Source organism: Helicobacter sp. 10-6591 (genome assembly GCF_003288805.1).
Classification (GTDB): Bacteria; Campylobacterota; Campylobacteria; order Campylobacterales; family Helicobacteraceae; genus Helicobacter_F.
The window spans coordinates 24694-43134 of the sequence record NZ_NHYK01000015.1 but is presented as its reverse complement, the minus strand read 5'-3'; the positions used below and the strand labels follow the sequence as shown (position 1 = coordinate 43134).

Annotated in this window: 15 protein-coding genes; 6 read left to right on the top strand and 9 right to left on the bottom strand. The window is 40.8% G+C overall.

Translation table 11 applies throughout. From position 1 onward, the window contains the following. Positions 1-300 precede the first annotated feature (300 nt). Both CCY97_RS08275 and CCY97_RS05970 read right to left on the bottom strand, forming a co-directional pair. Positions 301-441 carry a hypothetical protein gene (locus CCY97_RS08275; protein WP_181562843.1) on the bottom strand — a complete coding sequence of 47 codons (141 nt, stop codon included), beginning with the start codon at positions 439-441 and terminating at the stop codon, positions 301-303. 111 nt (positions 442-552) lie between these two features. Continuing rightward, positions 553-2109 carry a flagellin A gene (locus CCY97_RS05970; RefSeq protein WP_112064573.1) on the bottom strand — a complete coding sequence of 519 codons (1557 nt, stop codon included), beginning with the start codon at positions 2107-2109 and terminating at the stop codon, positions 553-555. Positions 2110-2255: 146 nt separating this feature from the next. Between CCY97_RS05970 and CCY97_RS05965 the strand changes: the two genes are divergently transcribed. The 4 genes from CCY97_RS05965 to CCY97_RS05950 are packed head-to-tail and all read left to right on the top strand — an operon-like array spanning position 2256 to position 6196. Next, entirely contained in the window at positions 2256-3452 is a 1197-nt protein-coding gene (locus tag CCY97_RS05965) for a DegT/DnrJ/EryC1/StrS family aminotransferase (protein ID WP_112064572.1), read from the top strand. Between the two features lie 14 nt (positions 3453-3466). After that, positions 3467-4444, top strand: a complete 978-nt coding sequence (locus CCY97_RS05960; RefSeq protein WP_112064571.1) for a Gfo/Idh/MocA family oxidoreductase — start codon at positions 3467-3469, stop codon at positions 4442-4444. A 35-nt stretch (positions 4445-4479) separates the two neighbouring features. Beyond that, complete coding sequence (locus CCY97_RS05955; protein WP_112064570.1) at positions 4480-5328, top strand: biotin synthase; 849 nt, start codon at positions 4480-4482, stop codon at positions 5326-5328. A 43-nt stretch (positions 5329-5371) separates the two neighbouring features. Beyond that, positions 5372-6196, top strand: coding sequence for a YihY family inner membrane protein (locus CCY97_RS05950; protein WP_112064569.1), 825 nt, complete (start codon positions 5372-5374; stop codon positions 6194-6196). On the opposite strand, the gene lnt is transcribed toward CCY97_RS05950, so the two are convergent. Next, on the bottom strand, positions 6193-7548 hold the full coding sequence (gene lnt / locus CCY97_RS05945; protein ID WP_112064568.1) for an apolipoprotein N-acyltransferase: 1356 nt from the start codon (positions 7546-7548) through the stop codon (positions 6193-6195). The two genes, CCY97_RS05950 and lnt, sit on opposite strands and share 4 nt — an antisense overlap. 152 nt (positions 7549-7700) lie before the next feature. On the opposite strand from lnt, the gene CCY97_RS05940 reads away from it, so the two are divergent. Together CCY97_RS05940 and CCY97_RS05935 are read left to right on the top strand one after the other, a co-directional pair. Continuing rightward, the gene (locus CCY97_RS05940; protein WP_112064567.1) at positions 7701-9167 is read left to right on the top strand and encodes a major outer membrane protein; all 1467 of its coding nucleotides are present in this window, start codon (positions 7701-7703) and stop codon (positions 9165-9167) included. A gap of 276 nt (positions 9168-9443) precedes the next feature. Then, positions 9444-10454, top strand: a complete 1011-nt coding sequence (locus CCY97_RS05935; protein WP_258457056.1) for a glycosyltransferase family 2 protein — start codon at positions 9444-9446, stop codon at positions 10452-10454. Here the strand turns inward: CCY97_RS05935 and CCY97_RS05930 are convergent. The 6 genes from CCY97_RS05930 to CCY97_RS05905 form a co-directional block, all read right to left on the bottom strand. Next, complete coding sequence (locus tag CCY97_RS05930; protein WP_112064565.1) at positions 10444-12204, bottom strand: tetratricopeptide repeat protein; 1761 nt, start codon at positions 12202-12204, stop codon at positions 10444-10446. The genes CCY97_RS05935 and CCY97_RS05930 overlap by 11 nt on opposite strands. A gap of 111 nt (positions 12205-12315) precedes the next feature. Next, on the bottom strand, positions 12316-14052 hold the full coding sequence (locus CCY97_RS05925) for a hypothetical protein (protein WP_112064564.1): 1737 nt from the start codon (positions 14050-14052) through the stop codon (positions 12316-12318). Positions 14053-14074: 22 nt separating this feature from the next. Beyond that, positions 14075-14617, bottom strand: a complete 543-nt coding sequence (locus CCY97_RS05920; RefSeq protein WP_112064563.1) for a class I SAM-dependent methyltransferase — start codon at positions 14615-14617, stop codon at positions 14075-14077. 89 nt (positions 14618-14706) lie between these two features. Next, complete coding sequence (locus CCY97_RS05915; RefSeq protein WP_112064562.1) at positions 14707-15846, bottom strand: bifunctional glycosyltransferase family 2/GtrA family protein; 1140 nt, start codon at positions 15844-15846, stop codon at positions 14707-14709. 31 nt (positions 15847-15877) lie between these two features. Continuing rightward, a complete protein-coding gene (gene ychF, locus CCY97_RS05910; protein WP_112064561.1) occupies positions 15878-16972 on the bottom strand; it encodes a redox-regulated ATPase YchF in 1095 nt (364 codons plus the stop codon). A gap of 6 nt (positions 16973-16978) precedes the next feature. Next, complete coding sequence (locus CCY97_RS05905) at positions 16979-18436, bottom strand: leucyl aminopeptidase (protein WP_112064560.1); 1458 nt, start codon at positions 18434-18436, stop codon at positions 16979-16981. Between the last annotated feature and the right edge of the window lie 5 nt (positions 18437-18441).

The following is an 18441-nucleotide window of genomic DNA, read 5'->3' as shown; positions in this document are numbered from 1 at the left end:
AGAATGGAAAAGAAGTTGGCGAGCGCTTGGTAGAACCAGATGCAAAGCTTCCTATACAAAATCTCTTGCAGCAGACTTTAGACTAAGCTAAGAATCTCTGATTCTTAACACTTGGTACGATCTGTACAAACTTATCTTTCACAAATTAATAAAACCTTTTAGAGCAGGCTTTGGCGAATATATCTCTGTACTAGCTTTGGTTGGATTTATCACTCTTTTTGGAATAGTGCTTAGATGTGGTGGATTGCTTCTCTTGGTGGAGTATGTTTGGCTATATAAGAATCTATACGCTCTAGTACTTCATCTTTTATCTTCAGTCTTAATCGCAATACAAGGAAAGTCATCAAGTCTTGCAGGGTTGGCTATGGCTGTCAGAAGCAGCATAGCAGAGTTTTCTACAAATACTTCGCGCACATATTCTTGCTGCTCTTGTATGAGCAAATCTGCACTCTTGTATAAATGAATTACTGATTGATAAAGAAGTTGTTTAGAGGATTGTTCAAATAGAAAGAAAGAAGAGAAATAGCAGAAAAGCTAGGAGTTACTCCTAGCTTAGTTAAGAAGTCGCAAGATATTTTGCTGTACTGCATTTGCTTGAGAAAGTGCATAACTTCCAGACTGCGCAAGAATATTAAGCTTAGTAAATTCTGAGCTTTCTGCCGCAAAATCTACTTCGCGGATTTGTGATTCCGCTGCTTTGACATTCACTTGAGTAACGCTAATGTTGTTTATCGTGCTAATCATTTGGCCTTGGACAGAACCTAAATCCGCGCGGATTCTATCAAGAGCCTTTTGTGCAGACTCTGCTATATCCATGACCACCATAGCACCACGCAAGCTTGTTACACCAGCACCTAAATTCTTACTTTCATCTCCAAACACTTTGTTGTAGTTACCACCTGCCGCAGAACGTATATCAGAATCAAAGCTATCTATCACTCCGCGTAGATTCACAGTGGCTTCAGCTACTGCCTGATTTTGGCCATAACCAGTAGCGCTGATATTCACTCCACTTACGACAATATCCCTCGCATCAGTCCTTACAAGTGAAAGACGACCGAGATTTATAGATCCACCTGTAACTTCACCTGTGTTTTGATCTACTTGTCCTGTCACATCTTGCCCACCATTGAGCTTATCAATAGAGACAGTCTGTCCTTCGCTTGGTGTGCCTGTAATCGCGAACTGGATACCACGACCATCTGTACTGCGCAAATTCAATCGACCAAGATTGTCTGTATAGGCTTCTACACCTGTATCTTGTGTGGTTGCATTAATCGCTTGCACCAAACGACCATCGCTGTCATTGTCCTTGATATCAACAATATCACCAATTGAGATTCCATTAAGCACAAGCCCTATGAGCGAACCAGCTTTGATTGCTTCATCTGAAGTAGAAACGACATTAGCCTGCGCTCTTACACCTAATTGATCAGAGTTTTTGTTGATAACTTCTGCGAGAACGCCTAAGCCTGTACCTGCTGAAGTAGAGATCTTGACAGATTCTAGCTGTACGTCATTGACGCCATCTACATTGATGAACTTCAATTGGACTTCGCCAGTAGCTGTCACATTCTGTCCTGTTTCAATTCGCACCTGTCCTATCTTATCGCTTGTCGTCGAACCAATTGAGACTTTGATAGTCTGATTAGAATACGCACCAACTTGGAATTCCCTATTTGAGAAGACGCCAGAAAGAAGTGCTTGTCCATTGTAGGTCGTGGTATTACCAATGTTATCAAGCCCTTCAATAAGCCTTTTGATATCAGCTTGGATCGCCTGACGAGATTGTGTAGATTGCCCATCTTGAGCAGCTTGTACAGCTTTTACTTTGATCGTATCGAGGATTTTTATCTGCTCATCCATTGCTTTATCAGCAATTTGGATAATCCCCATACCATCGTTCGTGTTTTTTATAGCTTGTCCTAATGCACTTGCTTGACTTCGCAAACTATCTGCAATAGTCATGCCTGAAGCATCGTCTGCTGCCTTGTTGATTCGCAAACCAGAACTCAGCTTGTCCAGTGAATTTCTCATATTGGACTGTGTAAAAACTCCTTGAACATGCGCGCTAAGTGCATTCACATTTGTATTGACTTGAAAAGCCATATATCACTCCTTACATAATATTTCCCCCGCTTCCTTGCTTGGGATCATTTCAATATCGGAAGCTCGAAAAAAACTTTAATGCTTTTTTGGTAGAATCGCTGCAACTGTGCGTAGCAAAAGTCTATAAAACACCAAAGGCCCCAATTATGAATATCGACTTTATCAATCTCAAAGCCCAATACCATGCTTATAAACAAGATATAGATTCTGAGATAGCCAAAGTTCTAGAATCAAGCGCTTATGTGATGGGAGAGAGTGTAAGAGAGCTAGAGATAAATCTTGCGAGATTTTGTGGCTGCAAATACGCACGGGCTGTCTCAAGCGGGACAGACGCACTTTTGCTCTCTCTCTTAGCACTTGGTATCAAAAGTGGCGATGAAGTTATCACGACACCCTTTACCTTCATAGCCACTGCCGAGATGATAGCCTTACTTGGAGCTAGACCTGTATTTGTGGATATTAATGAGCGCACTTACAATATAGATGTAGATAAAATCCGCACACACATCACACCCAAGACAAAGGCTATCATTCCTGTCAGTCTGTATGGTTTGCCAGCAGATATGGATAGTATCAATGCCATTGCAAAAGAGCATGATCTTGCAGTGATTGAGGATGCTTGCCAGAGCTTTGGTGGGCTGTATAAAGGACGCAAGAGCTGTAACTTAGGCTCACAAACTATCAGAAGTATGGGCGTTACAAGCTTTTTCCCCTCAAAGCCTCTAGGGTGCTATGGCGATGGTGGAGCGGTGTTTAGCAATGATGAAAAGCTAGATTCCCAAATTGGCTCATTGCTTAATCACGGGCAGGTCGCGCGCTACTCGCATAAATATATAGGACTCAATGCCAGACTAGACTCCTTGCAATGTGCAGTGCTTAATGTCAAGCTCAAGCATTTTGAAAACGAGTTAAAAATCCGCCAAGAGTTAGCAAACGCCTACAATAGTGGCTTAAAAAAAATAGATTCTCAAAACTACCGGCTTATCCTGCCCTATATACCAGAATCTTATGTCAGTGCATATGCCCAATACTCCGTGCGACTATCACCCAAAGCACCCGATGCGCAATACCCACTCTCGCAAAAAATCTTGCAAGACAAAGCAAGCAAGCGTGATTCTTTACTGAAGGCTCTACAAGAAAAGGGCATACCAACCGCTATACATTATCCTATACCGCTACATTTACAAGAATCTTTAGCCTATCTTGGCTACAAAGTAGGCGATTTTCCTACCAGCGAAGCGATTGCAAGCGAAATATTCTCCTTACCTTTTAGTGCATTCCTCAATAAAGACGAACAAGACTACATTATAAGTACTCTCTCTTCTGAACTCCAAAAACTCTAAAGGTAAATTTCACCATGGAAAACAAAATCATAAAAATTGGCCTGCTTGGTATTGGCAAAATGGGACAAAACCACCTCCGCAACCTTAATATGCTAAAAAATGTAGATATAAGCTTTATCTATGATGTCAATACCGAGCTTTTGGTAAAAACCGCTACGGACTTTGGTGTGCCTATGCTCAAAAACGATGATGCACTAGAAGATGCGCTCAAAAATAGTGATGGCGTAATCATCGTCACGCCTACATTCACGCATTTTGACTATATCAAGAAGGTAAGTGCGCACACAAAAAATATCTTTGTAGAAAAGCCGCTTACCGATACACTTGATACCACGCAAATTATCGTAGATGCCGCAAGAGAAAACAACCTCAATATACAAGTAGGATTTATCGAGCGCTACAACCCAGCCATTAGCGCACTCAAAGAGTTGCTCAAAAACTCTGATCGCATTTTCAGTATCGATTTTACACGTACAAACAAGATGAGTAGTCGCATTACTGATGTGGATGTCGTGATGGATCTGATGATTCACGATATTGACTTAAGTCTGCTGTTTAATGGAGAGCCACAGAGCATACAAGCACATGGAATCATAATCAATGGGATGATAGAGTATGCACGCGCCATCATTGCACATAAAAACGGTGCTTTTAGTACAATCACTGCTTCAAGAGTCACAGAAAAGAGAATCCGCCAAATCAGCGTAACCTGCGAGGATATGTATATCGACTGTAATCTCTTAAGCAAAGAAGTGCTTGTCAATAAACAGACCCTAGAACAGCACCTGCATAATATATCAATCTCAAGCCGAAGTGAATCTATAGAGATTCGGGCGCAAGAAGCATTGCTTTTAGAGCTGCTAGATTTTGCAAATCTCTGCAGATCTAACTCAAAGCACAAAAACTCTAGTCTGCCAAACGAAAATGATGGCAAGAATGCAATGCTAGTGGCAAATAAAATCCAACAACTTATCCACGCCTCCGCCAAGTAACCATAGATTCCAACAACTATGAATGAGGAGAAAAAATGAGCACTACGAATGAAATTTTTCTTTGTTCGATTTGCAATGTCACTTCGGGCAACTGCAAGGAGGATTGCAAATATTGCACGCAAAGTGCGCACTACAATACAAATGTACCCATCTACAAAAACAAGCCCATACAGCAGATCCTGCAAGAAGCCAAGCGGCTCAAAGAATTTGGGGCGCTGGGATTTTGTCTGGTTACCTCGGGGCGAGGATTAGACTCACAAAAATGTGAGTATATAGCCCAAGCTGCAAACGCGATAAAAGCGGCAGATTTAGGCTTGCATATTATCGCTTGTTGCGGTAGAGCAGATTTAGAATCTCTCAAATACCTGAAAAAAAACGGCGTAGATAGCTACAACCATAATCTAGAAACCTCCAAAGAATTCTTTGCGCAAATTTGTAGCACACACACTTGGGAAGAGCGCTTTGAGACTTGTGAGAATACCTTGCGTGCAGAGCTTGGACTATGTAGCGGAGGGATTTTTGGTCTAGGGGAAAGCTGGAGCGATAGGATAAGCCTCCTAAAAACCCTGCAGATTCTCACCCCCCACTCAAGTCCTATAAATTTTTTTATTGCAAATCCATCATTGCCTCTTAGTAGCACAAAGCTTACACAAGAGGAAGCGTTAGAATGCGTAACCCTAGCGCGTGAATTCTTGCCAAACACGCGTCTTATGATAGCAGGCGGTAGGGAGCATATATTTGGCCAAGAGCAAAAGGCTCTTTTTGAGTGCGGGATCAATGCCGTAGTGCTTGGAGACTATCTCACCACAAAAGGTGAGACACCAGAGCAAGATAGGGATCGCGTACTCTCTTACGGATATACCATAGCTACAAGCTGTCACTAGGCTATGTAGCACTTATAAGACCTTATTATCACAAAGAAGCAGAATGCATAAACCAAAGAAAGTTCCCACACTCTACCGCAAGCTAAAATTCGAGTTCCATAGAATCTACAAGTTTTTTGACCAGCAGCTTATCTATGCAGCAAGTCTGAGTTTTTATAGTGTGTTTGCGATGATTCCGCTACTCTTGATACTGTTTTCTATCCTGCTGAACCTCCCACAATTCAAAAACCAAATGCAAGAATTCAAAACCATCATTCTCTCAAACATACTGCCCACACACACCGAAATATTTGCCCACTATCTTGATACTTTCTTGGCAAATAGCACGAAGCTTGGCGTTATGGGGGTTATTTTTGTATTCATCACATCTATTCTGTTTTTTCGCAATTTTGAATACGCAGCCGCAAAGATGTTTAATTCCAAGCCAAGAAGTTTCCTAGATTCCATCATGGTGTATTGGACTATGATAACGCTCTTTCCTATTTGCCTTACGCTTTCAATCTACACAAACCAAGAAGTCCAAAAAAGGCTCACGGGAGTGGCAGACTTAAGTATCCTATTTGATTTTCTACCTTACATCATTACCTGGTGCATGTTCTTGCTACTCTTTAAAATCTCAGCAAACAAGCCCCTACGCCTTGTGCCCCTACTTCTTTCGAGTCTTATAAGCTCTCTTGTTTGGCTGCTTATCAAATGGGCATTTGTGTATTATATTTTCTACAATCAGACCTACAAGAGCATCTACGGACAAATCTCTATATTGCTTTTTTTGATGACTTGGATTTATATCTCTTGGATCATTATCCTTTGTGGTATGCGGGTATGCGAAGGCTTGATGAGTAATTTTGGCAAATCATTCAAAGCCTAAAAAGGTGCAAGCACAAAGCTCTTGCTCATATTTGCCGCATGTAGCACAAAGCTATTGTTTTTGCGCGCATAGTATTTCATAAGCATTCTTTGCATTACAGGCTCTATGCTTGGATAAAACCACGCATTATTGCTAATGGCAAGCACGACATTTGGATAGTCCTCATAAAGCTTGCTGTGCGTAGCCTCATAGCAGATTCCTACACGAATCTTCTGTCCTAGTACCTTAATATCTTCAAATCCACTCCCCCTAGCAAATTCCATATCCAGCAAAAATGGAAAATGCTTCTTTATAAAATACGGCAATGGCACGACCTCCCCAAATGGTGCTAAGACGACTTTATCCACGCGGCTAACCTTAGAATCATCAAACACAAAAAGACTATTATAATACCTGTCTTGCTCCCTATACAGCGCGCCTGTAATAATGACAATCCCATGAGAAAGCTCTAAAAGTTCATTATAGATATCTAAATCTTTGCTTAGCACAAACGGAAAGGCATTCTCTGGCAAGACAACTACTCTTTTGTCTGTATTTTTAGAATCCTTAATCAGCTTGAGATTTTGCGAGACTATTTCTTTGTTTTTTTGAGGATTCCACTTAAGCTCTTGGGTTACCTGCGTGGAAGCAAGAGTGATATGACTAAAGTCCTGCTTACCTTCCCCTCGCTCCAAATACCTAAAATCAAGCGCGAGAAAGAGCAGGACCAAAGCCCCAAGAAGCCTAAGTGTTGTGCGGGTTATAAACAAATACACCGCACAAACAATAAGTGCCAGATGCAATAACTCCAATCCAAAATAGCTATAAGCAAAGAAGCTAGAGACATTCAGCCAGTCAAACCCAAAGGGCGTGATACTGCCAAGAAGCAATAACCCTAAGAGCCGCACAAGCAAGCATTCACAAAATGCCACCAGCCAGAACACTACCCCATACACCAGCGCTACAAGCAAGCTTATCACAGGCACCAGATACTCCAACCCCACAAATCTAAAGCTCAGCCCAACCCAATAAAAGCAAAACAACCCTACAAAGACTCCCACGCCAAAGCGCCTGTTTTTTGGCATTCTCATATACACATACACGCTTATTATTCCAGCCACACTCCCTAGCCAAAGTGGTGTATCACTCTCAAAGCACACATCAAAAAACACCAGCACATAAAGCGGCAGGCAGAACAGAAAACCAAGCAAACAATCAACAAGCATGATATAGCCAACGCGCACAAGTTTCGAATCTACACCTTCCAATCCCAAAGCTTTCATCACGCACACATACATAGATTCTATAAGATGCTCAAAACTTGGGATCTCACTCTTTTGGCGAAAAGTTTTTAAAAACAGACCAACTCGCAATTCTTACTCCTCCAAGCTCCCCCAATTCCGCTAAGATAGGTAGGTTTTTGACAGATAGGATTTTGCAGGGATTTTACAAGAAATCAATATATTTCACTCATTGTGTAGCCTACAATCTCATCGTTGAAATCACATCAAGTTAAGGAGAAAACATGAAGCAGCAAGTCACACTCTATATATTCTTAGCAAGCATTTTGGCCCTCAGCGCAAATGAGATTCCATCCACCAAAGTGCCACAGCAAGAAACAAAACAAGAGGAGGTGCCAAAAGAAGCAGCCAAAGAGACAAAGCCAAGCCTTCTTGATGGTATGAGTTTTAAGGGCTTTGCATACATGCGCTATATGACAGCAGATGGTATCGGTGGCTCTGCACAAAGACAGCAATACAGACTAAAACTCGATGCCACAACGGCTAAATCAAAAGGCTTCAGTTTCACAGCTGGAATCTTTTTCAACCAAGGCTCAGCCTCACCCAGCAGAGATACCCACAATACGGACAAAGATATACAAGGATCATTAGGAGTAGCTGTTGGCAGTGTATTCGCGGACAGATTCACAATCGCTACCTACTATGTATCCAAAGAGCTACAAACAGCAAACACACAAGCCACCATCAACATAGGCCGCCTCAATCTCAACTCTGTATGGACAGACAAGAATCTCGACCTTGGTATAGGTGTGGATTCCAAACTCACATCCCACAAGCTCCAATACCAACTAGGATATTTCGACACTTGGGTAACCAACCGCATAGCCTATGCTTTGCGCTCCCACAAAGCAGTGGCAAATGACTACAAGGCTGCCAGTCTGGGTATAGGTCGGAATCTCGTGATATTTGCTATCAAGGGTGATGACTTGAGTGGACTAAGCTTTAATGTCAGTGTGGGGAATGTCTCAGGCCTGCTTGATTATCTCGCATTCAGTGATCTCAAGTTTGCACACTCCCACTTCCATATACGCGCACAAGTAGCAGCTGCAGGTATGAATCCCAAGCCAGACTTTGGCAAAGGTGCTGGTGACACTTCCAAGCTTATTAAATGGGCACCAGGTAATATCAATACAAGCAACGAAGGCTTCTCAAGCACCACAAGACCAAAATACACAGGTTTTAATGGCAATACCGACTGGGCTAACCACAGAGGTGTGTATAACATACAGATAGGCTACAAGAATGCTGGATTCTCAAGCAAGCTAGGCTTCCTAGGAAGTTTTGGTGATGGCTATGGCGTATCGCTTGATTACAAAGGCGCACTAGATGTTGGGGGCAAGGCTTGGGTTGGTAATCTCGATGCCGCAAGCGAGGGCTTCGTATTTATGGGCAATGGCGGCAGACACGGCACAAGTATCACAAGCCTCTATCTTGTCCTAAGCTACGCTATCAGCAAGCCTTTTAAGATAAATCTCGACATCGCCCACATAGGAGGGGACAATAACTACACGATATTAGATGTAGCCAAAGCACCCAGACAAACCACTGCTAAAGGCATCACCTTCACAGAAATCACTCCATCACTAAGCTACAAGCTCAGCGATAAGCTGAATTTCTCTGTATGGTATGCATACGCCACAGGCGATATGAACTTCGGCAAATCACGCTTTGAGCTACGACACACTTTTTAACCACATCAGCAGGAGCTACTCTTAATAGAACGATTCAAAATGGGCAAGGATGGAACATACTCTTTCGTGGTGGCTCTACAATGAGAGAGCTTTGAAAATAAAGGAACAATAAGCTCAAGCAATAAGGCACTCATTTATAACAGATAGAAAATATCTCTATGTGATGGGTTGAAAAATTGCAGTTGTGTAGATTACAATTAAAATAATTTTATACCTAGAGAGAAGTCATATGTATTTGCCCCCCCCCCCGTTTTAAAGACTGATGTATTTGTCTGCGTGTCCATAATCGTCCCCTGCTATAACGAGGAAGTATCCATTCCTGCGTTTTTTTCTCAGATGCTAAATATCATAGAGCAGACAAAACCAAAGCTTGCTAAAGTATTCAAACCAAAAGATTGGAGCTCTTGCCATACACAAGGCTATTTTTATGAGCTTATTTTCGTCAATGACGGGAGCAAGGATAAAACACTACAAGCTTTACAAAACATACAGCTGCATAACCAAAGTAGCGACTACATAATCAAAATTATCAATTTCTCGCGTAATTTTGGCAAGGAATCTGCAATCATCGCGGGGTTAGAGCATGCAAGCGGCGAAGGTGTTATCTTGCTTGATGCAGATTTACAAGATCCTCCAAGTCTCATTCCGCAAATGCTAAATATCTGGCTGGATTCCCAAAGAGAAATCAAAGTCATATACGCAAAGCGCACAAATCGTATGGGTGAAAATAAAATCCGTGCATTCTTTAGCGAGATATTCTATAAGCTCTCAAACTTCGTATCTGAAGTGAAAATAGAATCTGGAGTGCGCGACTTTAGACTGATGGATAGGGTCGTAGCGAGTGCACTTCTCTCAATGCCTGAGTATCATAGATTTTCAAAGGCGATGTTTGAGTGGGTGGGATTCAAGCGTCAATGCCTAGAGTACGAGTATATACCGCATTTTAAAGCAGCCTCAAGCTGGAATTTCTGGAAACTTTTCAAATACGGTATTGAGGGGATTATAAGCTTTAGTACTCTGCCACTTCGTATAGCCTTCGTGCTTGGGTTGATCATCAGTACGCTTTCTGTCGTGTATGGGAGCATCATAGTTGTCAAAACACTTTTATATGGTAACCCTGTCGCGGGCTATCCTAGCCTTATTGTTGTCATCAGCTTCATAGGTGGAATTGAACTTATAATCCTAGGAGTGATTGGAGAATACATCGCAAGAATCTACGAGCAGGTCAAAATGCGTCCAACCTATATCTTAGAGCAACCTACTGACACAAAAGATTCTAAACCTTAGCTTGCAAAATCTCTTTGGTCTTTGTTTTGAGTTCATCCAAAGCTTGCTCTCTGTCTTTATGCACTATGATATTTGCATTTGGCCAAAAGAGGCTTGAAGGATTCTCAAATTTCCCCCAACGCCAATCAAATCTCCTGCTCAATAAGAGTATTGTAGGAATCTCCATAGCCAAAGCAAGATGAGCTATAGCTGTATCAATAGATACCATACAATCAATTTCTGCTAAGACCTTATAGGTATCAAACCAAGTGCCAAAATCTTTACCTTTATTAATAATAAAGCTCGGAAGATTCTTGACCTCTTCTCCCTCGACTTGAAAGGAGATAAGCTCATATCCACTTTCTTCGAAAGCCTCTATAAGAAAGCCTAAATCAAAGTTCCGCTTCAAATTACTATCATCTCCTTTAGGAGTGAACCAAAAAAGCCCAACCTTTGGTTTCTTGGCTTTTAGGGAATCTTTTTTGGTCTTTTTTGTGGGCACAAGTATAGGTGTCTTAAGTAAGGGAATCTCATCTTTTGTGATACCACAAAAGACAGGTAGAGAGCAAACAGGCATAGCATAATCAAATTTTACAGGGATGTCTTTTTGGATTCTCATATTTCCAAAGTCTGTAGTCTCAAACTTTTTCAAACTATAATCAAATAAGCTATATAGCGCAGTTTGTGGCGCGAATAAGACTTCTTTAGCTATACCACAAAGCTTCTGCAGGCATCTTGCATACATTATCGTATCGCCAAAGCCCTGTTCGCAGAACACAACGACTTTCTTGCCCTTAAAAGCATCCACACCATGTTTATTAAAAGCATCAAGACTTTGGGTGTAATGCCGTGAACTAAAGCTTGCATCGTTTGCGTAATACAACCTTGCTTCATAATGCTTCACCCCTTCATCAAACTCCCCGATACGCATAAGCAAAAACGCCAAATCAAAGTAGTAAGTAGCATGCGGATGGATACCAATAGCCTTCTGATAGGCTTCATAAGCACCCTGATAATCGCTTGTAAGTTCTAATGTCTTGGCAAAATTCTGCCAAAAAGGCGCATTATTCTGATTAAACTCTTGCAAGGAATGGAATAATTTCGAACTTTCATCGAGCCGAAAAAGCTTGAGGTATAAATAGGCAATTTGTGGATAAATCTTTGTATTGAGGTAATTGTTAATAGAATCAATTTGTGGATTCTCATTTGCTCTTTGTAATCGTAACTCTAAGCTATGGCTTAACGCTTCTCGCTGTGATTTGGGATTGTCTTTTAAATCTTTCATAATACCTTTTGCTACTTCACAAAGCTTTTGGTGTATTTCTAGGCTTTCTTTTGGGTAATTATCAAAATACACCTCAGCATAGTTAGCCCAAAATTCTAAATTTTCTGGATGACGCTCTACAAGCTGCCTAAAGAGATCTCCTGCTTCTTGTGTCCTGCCTGCACATTTGTAGCTAAAGCCTGCTTCTAAAGCCACTTCATCAAAGAATTCTTGGTTTTCTAAAAGCTCATTAAACATCGCAAAAGCCTTAGCAAAATCCTTTGTCCCATACACATAGGCTTTTGCTAGATAAAGCTTCCAGAATGCATTTTGCTTGTGCTGATAGACCTTTTCTAAAAATCCAAGTGCTTTAGTCCAATCCCCAAGCTTTATTGCACTTAAAGCTCCAAATTCCTGCGCAAATAAGCTATCACTATGAGAATTACACAATTCTAATGTCTGAGCATAGTTCTCACTAAAAAATGCGTAGAGAATCTTATCCTGCATTAGTTCAACCCCTAGAGTAAGCCTTCAAATCCATATCTGTAAATTTTTAATAGCCATAAAGAAGTGATAAGAAAGTTCAGATATGCTTGCAAAGCGCGCGATTATAGCATATTATTCACGCTCTAAGAGAGTGTAGTAGCCGCTGCTTCCTAGAATCACAAGATTATTTTCTTCAAAAAACTCCTTGTAGTATCCAACATAATCATTTTGCAATAAGACATAAAAACTTGGCTCCATGTATGTCGAAAGAAATTTTTCAAACGCTCTAGTATCCTGGCTAAAAGAGAAATGCTCATAATATTTGCGATCAAAGCCAAGTGCATAAACTAAGAGTTGATTATCTGTAATAATAGGTTTTATGCCTTTATGTTTAAAGGTTGCTAACACAAGCTCATTGGTATCTCTGCCCCCGATATTAATCCTTCCTCCTTGCTCGATTGTCAAAATTTTCTCTTGCACAAAAGGCAGTCTGAGACTTGTGGCAATCACACCAAGAAGTAAAATGAGTGCTAAGCGCTTGTGCAAAAACTCTAAGAGAGTAAAAAATGTGCGTGAGTTCAGCATACTCCATACACCTCCACTCAATGCGAGAATCATCATAGGCAATCCACCTTGGAGATTGCGCAGGTCATAGCTAAGCAAGCAGCCCCATAACAAGAAATACACCACCCCAACGACTCCAAAAAACGCAAAGCGCTTTGAAAATAAACTAATAAGCGAGAGGAAAAACAACACGCTCATTTGGTAATACTTCGTAAGCGCGTGGCTTAGGCGCTCAAGGTATGACTTGCCTTGATAGATTTCTTGCCAAGTGTGCTGGATGTTTGTCGCATCTACGGATAAGAAAAGCTTTTTATAGAGCGCTATGAGAATCCAAGGTGCACATAAGAATATAATAATGCCAACACAGACTCCAAAGACTTTCAGTGAGAGTGTGAAGTAAGAAAACCGCCAAAAATACAATAGCCCGATGATATACATCACGCACCAAAAAAGTCCAGATTGCTTAATCTCTGCGCTCACACCAGCTAGAAGCGCACCCAAATAGAGATAGAATCGCACATCTTTTTGACTTGTTTCAAAGCTCGCCCTCAGCAGACAAAGCGCACTTAGCAAAATAACCAGACTTACAGGCATATCAACATAGCCTACATGAAATTCTCTCTGTTTGATTGCAAAATACACGATATAGAAAAAAGCTAGCACGACAAAGCCAAGAGCGCTTAACTTGAGATTGTTTTTATCAAAGAGCAAAAACACACAGCCCAAAAGACCCATTAACGCAAAATACCAATAGATAGTAACGCCAATACCTTGAAAATCTGAGATTTTAGAGCTTAGCACATAGCCCAAAGAGAGTAAAATAGGATAGATCTGTGCATATCCACCTTCATTTAACACAAACTTACCACTAGCCCACTCACCTGCCCATCTATTCCATGAAACCACAGAATCCCATGCATAAAAAATATCTAGGCCAAACTTTTTGCAAAACACATAGATACAGATTCCAATCCCTGCAAAATAGATAAGCTCTTGCATATGGCTATCAAATTCTAAGCACTTTAACCCAGACACAAGCTCTCTTTTATACACCCACAAAAAGCCAAGAATTTCTAAGAAGGTAAGCGATATAAGTATGCTATGGGTATAGAGATGAAGCCACACAAGCAAAGAGACCATAAAGAAATTAAACACTAGACTTAGACCAAAGCATACAATCACATAAACCCATACATTTGGAAAGAAAACATCATGTTTGAAATATCTTTCAGAAAGCTTATACAGCACACTACCAGGCAAAAATACGGCGACAAAAAACCCCAAAAATGCTAGCACTAGACTCATAGATTTCCTTTTGAGATTAAGATTAATGTTTTTGGTATACAAGCACCTCTTGCGTCAAGAGAATAGGCCAGTTGAGTTTTCTCAAACGCAAAGCGCCAAACTTCTTGCAAGTACTATGAACTTCATCAAAAAGTAAAGGGCGCTCATCATGAAACTCCCACATCTTGAGATATTCCAAAACCCCGCGTATGAAGCAATAAAGCGAAGTCGGTGTAGGATAGGTAATAAGCACATAGCCACCTGATTTGCATGCTTCAAAGTGTCTCTCAATCATTGCCTGTGTCAAATCCTTACCAAAATGCTCAATCAAGCCCACAGAAAACACAATGTCAAATTCCTCACACAAATACGATTCCAAGACATTGAGTTGGTAGGCAATTTGTTTGGAAGTCTGAAAACCTTGCGCATATTTTTGATTAAAAGCCATGACACCATTTTCTGAACTATCAAACACTACATATTTGGCATTTTGATAAACTGCCCTAAAGCTTTGGTAAAAGCAGCTATCGCCTCCTCCAAATTCACAAATTTTTGTGGATTCTCTAGGTAATGCACTTAGAATCATTCTTGCACTCCATTTTCTTGTGAGATTTGCGATGTGGAGTTTCTTCTTCTCACCGCGCTTTTTATAGTAATTCTCCCAATCTGTAGCCTTTAGGGAGCTATGCCCCCCCCCCCCGATGTATTTTTTAAGTCACAAGAATCATCTTGCTTTCTTAGCTGTATAACTTCGCTTTGGGGTTTAAAAATCACAAATCTCTGTACCAAGAAACTTATAGCAAAGATTCCCAGCTCGCATATTGGCTTGATGATAATCTCACTGACACCGCTATATGCAGATAAAATCTCAATGCCTTTGTATGAGAGCAGCATAAGAATAAGAGTGAGGAAACAGTAGCTGATAATCTCAAAACTCATATTGTTTTTGCTTTTGAAGACAAATCTCTTGCCTATAATGAAGTTAAAACTACCTGCGATAATGCGTCCACAGAGCATAGAGACAAAAAGCGAGCCACTCAAACCAAAGCTTAAGACAAACACCACATAATCCAAAAGTGCAGTAATTAATGAATTTGTAATATGTCTAAAAAGCACAAAGTAGATATTAAGAGAATCCAAGAAGGGATTAAAGTGTGAGCTTGCGTTATTGTCAATATAGATTGTATGGATTGGGGTTTGCAAAATTTTATATGTGTTATTGCATGCTTGGATAAGCATATCCATCTCAAATTCGTAGCCATTGTAGGGAATCTTCAAAAGATTTTTCGCAAATTCATAGCTAAAAGCTCGCAATCCTGTTTGTGTATCAGCGATGTTTTTTCCATACATAAGTTTGAAAAGCTTTTGTGTGAGTTTGTTACCAAAGCGCGAGCGCAGTGGCACACTCTTATCAAAATCTCTCACGCCAAGCGCGAGATCTACATCATTTTGGATAAATGTTTGGTAAAGATTTTTGATGTCTTCAAGCGAGTGCTGCCCATCACAATCAGCTGTAATAATGCAAGAGTATCGCTTCTCTTGGGTGAGAATGGAGTTTATGCCAGATTTGAGTGCTGCGCCTTTGCCCAAATTTATAGCGTGCCTGAGAATGCCAACTTGTGGTGGGAGAGATGAAAAAACAGAATCAAAATCTTGCGGCGAGCCATCATTGACGACAACCACCGCAAAATCAGAACAAAGAAGCTCACCAACAAACTCAATTAATGAATCTGTAGGCTTATAAGCAGGGATAAGTACAATCCCCCCCCCCATTATCAAATGTGACAGGGATTTTTCCTGTTTTGTATTTTCCATAACCGGTTTCCAAACCTCTCTTAAATTTTATTTATACATTAAAGCGGAATCGCATAATATCGCCATCTTGCACTATATATTCTTTTCCCTCGCTTCGCATAGCTCCTGATTCTTTGGCTTTTGCCTCACCGCCGTATTTCACAAAATCATCATAGCTAATAGTCTCAGCACGTATAAAGCCTTTCTCAAAATCATTATGTATCACGCTTGCAGCCTGAGGGGCTTTCGTACCATTGGCAATAGTCCAAGCACGCACTTCTTTGACCCCCGCTGTAAAATAACTAATAAGCCCAAGAAGTCTAAAGCCACTTCTTATAATCTGCTCCAATCCAGATTCTGAGCTCCCAAGCGCGCTTAAAAACTCTGCACGCTCTTTGTCATCTAGACCTACCATCTCTTCTTCTATTTTCGCGCAGAGCTTGATAACCTCAGCGCCGTTTTTTGCACCATATTCGCGCACTTTTTCTACATATTCATTATCTTTGCTCAAGCCCTTTTCATCCACATTTGCAGCATATATGACCTTTTTATTGCTCAAAAGTCGCAGTTCTCTATCAAGTCCTACAAATTCCTCGCTTTTTTCAAAACTGCTTGCTGGGTTATCAGATTCTAAATGCGCAAGAAGTTTGTTTGCTACCTCTAAGGTTTTGGAGCTATTTTTTTGCGCCTTGCTCTCGCGCTCTAATTTGGCGATTTTTCTCTGCAAGGTAACAATATCAGCCAGGACAAGTTCTAGTTCTATAATCCCAATATCGGCAACGGGGTTTATGCGGTTTTCTACATGCGTAATATCAGAATCTTCAAAGCAGCGCACGATATGCAAAATTGCATCCGCTTCTTTGATATTTGCTAAGAATTGATTCCCTAAACCTTCGCCTTTGCTTGCTCCACGTACAAGTCCTGCAATATCCACAAACTCCACTTGTGCATATAAGATTCTCTGCGGCTTTACAATCTCACTTAGTACTTTAAGACGTATATCTGGCACTTCTACGATGGCTTTGTTTGGCTCTATGGTGCAAAATGGATAATTGGCTGCTTGGGCATTCTGTGATTTTGTGAGGGCATTAAAGGTTGTGGATTTGCCTACATTTGGAAGTCCTACTATTCCGATAGAAAGTGCCATTTTTGACTACTTTCTGGAATTTTTGGAATCCAAAGATTTTTTGACGCTAGAGTTTTTGTGGGATTGCGTTTGTAAAGATTCTAAAAACTCCACGCACGCTCTCACCCCTGCACCACTTGCACCATATGGATTAATATCCCATTCTTTTTCCACATATGCTGGTCCTGCTATATCGATATGTAGCCATCTGTGCTTGTATTCCTCACGGATAAATTCACCCAAGAACATACCTGCACTTATCGCGCCTCCATAGCGACTAGATGAGACATTGCATACATCTGCGATTTTTGATTCTATGAGTTTTTTGATATGGCGATTAAATGGCAGCCTAGCACTCAACTCCCCACTTCTAGTAGCACTTGATTCAAATGCGCACTTTAACTCCTCGTTATATCCCATAATCCCGCTTGTATATTCGCCAAGCGCTACAACACAAGCACCTGTAAGCGTTGCAAAATCAAGCAAAAAATCAGGCGCTAAATCTTGTGCATAACTCAGACAATCGCTTAGTACCAAGCGACCTTCAGCATCGGTATTACGCACCTCAATGCTTTTACCCTCACGAGAGAAAAGCACATCATCGGGTTTGTATGCATCCCCGCCTATCATATTTTCAGCCGCACCTACAATCCCATGGACTTCTATTGCCAATCCAAGTTTTGCTACCGCATGCATGATTCCAATAACCGCGCAAGCTCCACTTTTATCAGCCTTCATCGTTACCATATAATCTGCTGGCTTCAGACTTAATCCCCCACTATCGTAAGTGAGTCCTTTGCCTACTAGTACGACTTTTGTATGTGCATTTTTTGGCTTATAAGTAAGATGGATCAAATACGGCTTGTGGCAAGAAGCGCGCGCTACAGCAAGAAAAGCTTGCATATTTTCTTTTTCCAAATCTTTTTGTTCAAGTGCCTTGTATTCAAGCGGCAGATTCTTTGCTAGCTGCTTACAAAAATCAGCAAGATATTTTGGCGTAGCAACTTGTGGCATGGTATTTACCAAATCGCGTGTGATAGCAAGACTGCTTGCAATGATTTGGGCTTTTTGACAAGCAGAATCCAGAGAATCCAGATTCTTAGAATCTCCAAGAAAATAGATGGTTTTGAGCTTGGGTTTCTTGCTCTCATTTTTATACATCGCACTATTGTATACACCTGCAAGAATTCCTAAAGCTAAGGCATAAGTCAATTGGGCATCACAAAAGCTAGGCACACTCAGACTCGTAAAAGGCAGATTTTTAAAATATCTTGCGATATTTGCACCTGCTTCACGCAAACAATCTGAATCTAGCTTCTCAACCACCAGCAGAAAAAGCTTTTGTTCTTGTAAAAAAAACCCGCCTTTTCCATCAAATCCTAATTTTTCTGCCACCTTAAAATTCTTGCTTTTTGTATCAAAATCTAAAATCTCAACTTCTACATCTGCCTTACAACTACGCGCGACCTTTAATTCTAATTCCATTTTTT

What these genes read in the sequence shown, in the direction of transcription:
- CCY97_RS05970 (WP_112064573.1), bottom strand. Translation starts at nt 2,109, where the DNA reads ATGGCTTTTCAAGTCAATACAAATGTGAATGCACTTAGCGCGCATGTT.
- CCY97_RS05965 (WP_112064572.1), top strand. Translation starts at nt 2,256, where the DNA reads ATGAATATCGACTTTATCAATCTCAAAGCCCAATACCATGCTTATAAA.
- CCY97_RS05960 (WP_112064571.1), top strand. Translation starts at nt 3,467, where the DNA reads ATGGAAAACAAAATCATAAAAATTGGCCTGCTTGGTATTGGCAAAATG.
- CCY97_RS05955 (WP_112064570.1), top strand. Translation starts at nt 4,480, where the DNA reads ATGAGCACTACGAATGAAATTTTTCTTTGTTCGATTTGCAATGTCACT.
- CCY97_RS05950 (WP_112064569.1), top strand. Translation starts at nt 5,372, where the DNA reads ATGCATAAACCAAAGAAAGTTCCCACACTCTACCGCAAGCTAAAATTC.
- CCY97_RS05940 (WP_112064567.1), top strand. Translation starts at nt 7,701, where the DNA reads ATGAAGCAGCAAGTCACACTCTATATATTCTTAGCAAGCATTTTGGCC.
- CCY97_RS05930 (WP_112064565.1), bottom strand. Translation starts at nt 12,204, where the DNA reads ATGCAGGATAAGATTCTCTACGCATTTTTTAGTGAGAACTATGCTCAG.
- CCY97_RS05925 (WP_112064564.1), bottom strand. Translation starts at nt 14,052, where the DNA reads ATGAGTCTAGTGCTAGCATTTTTGGGGTTTTTTGTCGCCGTATTTTTG.
- CCY97_RS05920 (WP_112064563.1), bottom strand. Translation starts at nt 14,617, where the DNA reads ATGATTCTAAGTGCATTACCTAGAGAATCCACAAAAATTTGTGAATTT.
- CCY97_RS05915 (WP_112064562.1), bottom strand. Translation starts at nt 15,846, where the DNA reads ATGGAAAATACAAAACAGGAAAAATCCCTGTCACATTTGATAATGGGG.
- ychF (WP_112064561.1), bottom strand. Translation starts at nt 16,972, where the DNA reads ATGGCACTTTCTATCGGAATAGTAGGACTTCCAAATGTAGGCAAATCC.
- CCY97_RS05905 (WP_112064560.1), bottom strand. Translation starts at nt 18,436, where the DNA reads ATGGAATTAGAATTAAAGGTCGCGCGTAGTTGTAAGGCAGATGTAGAA.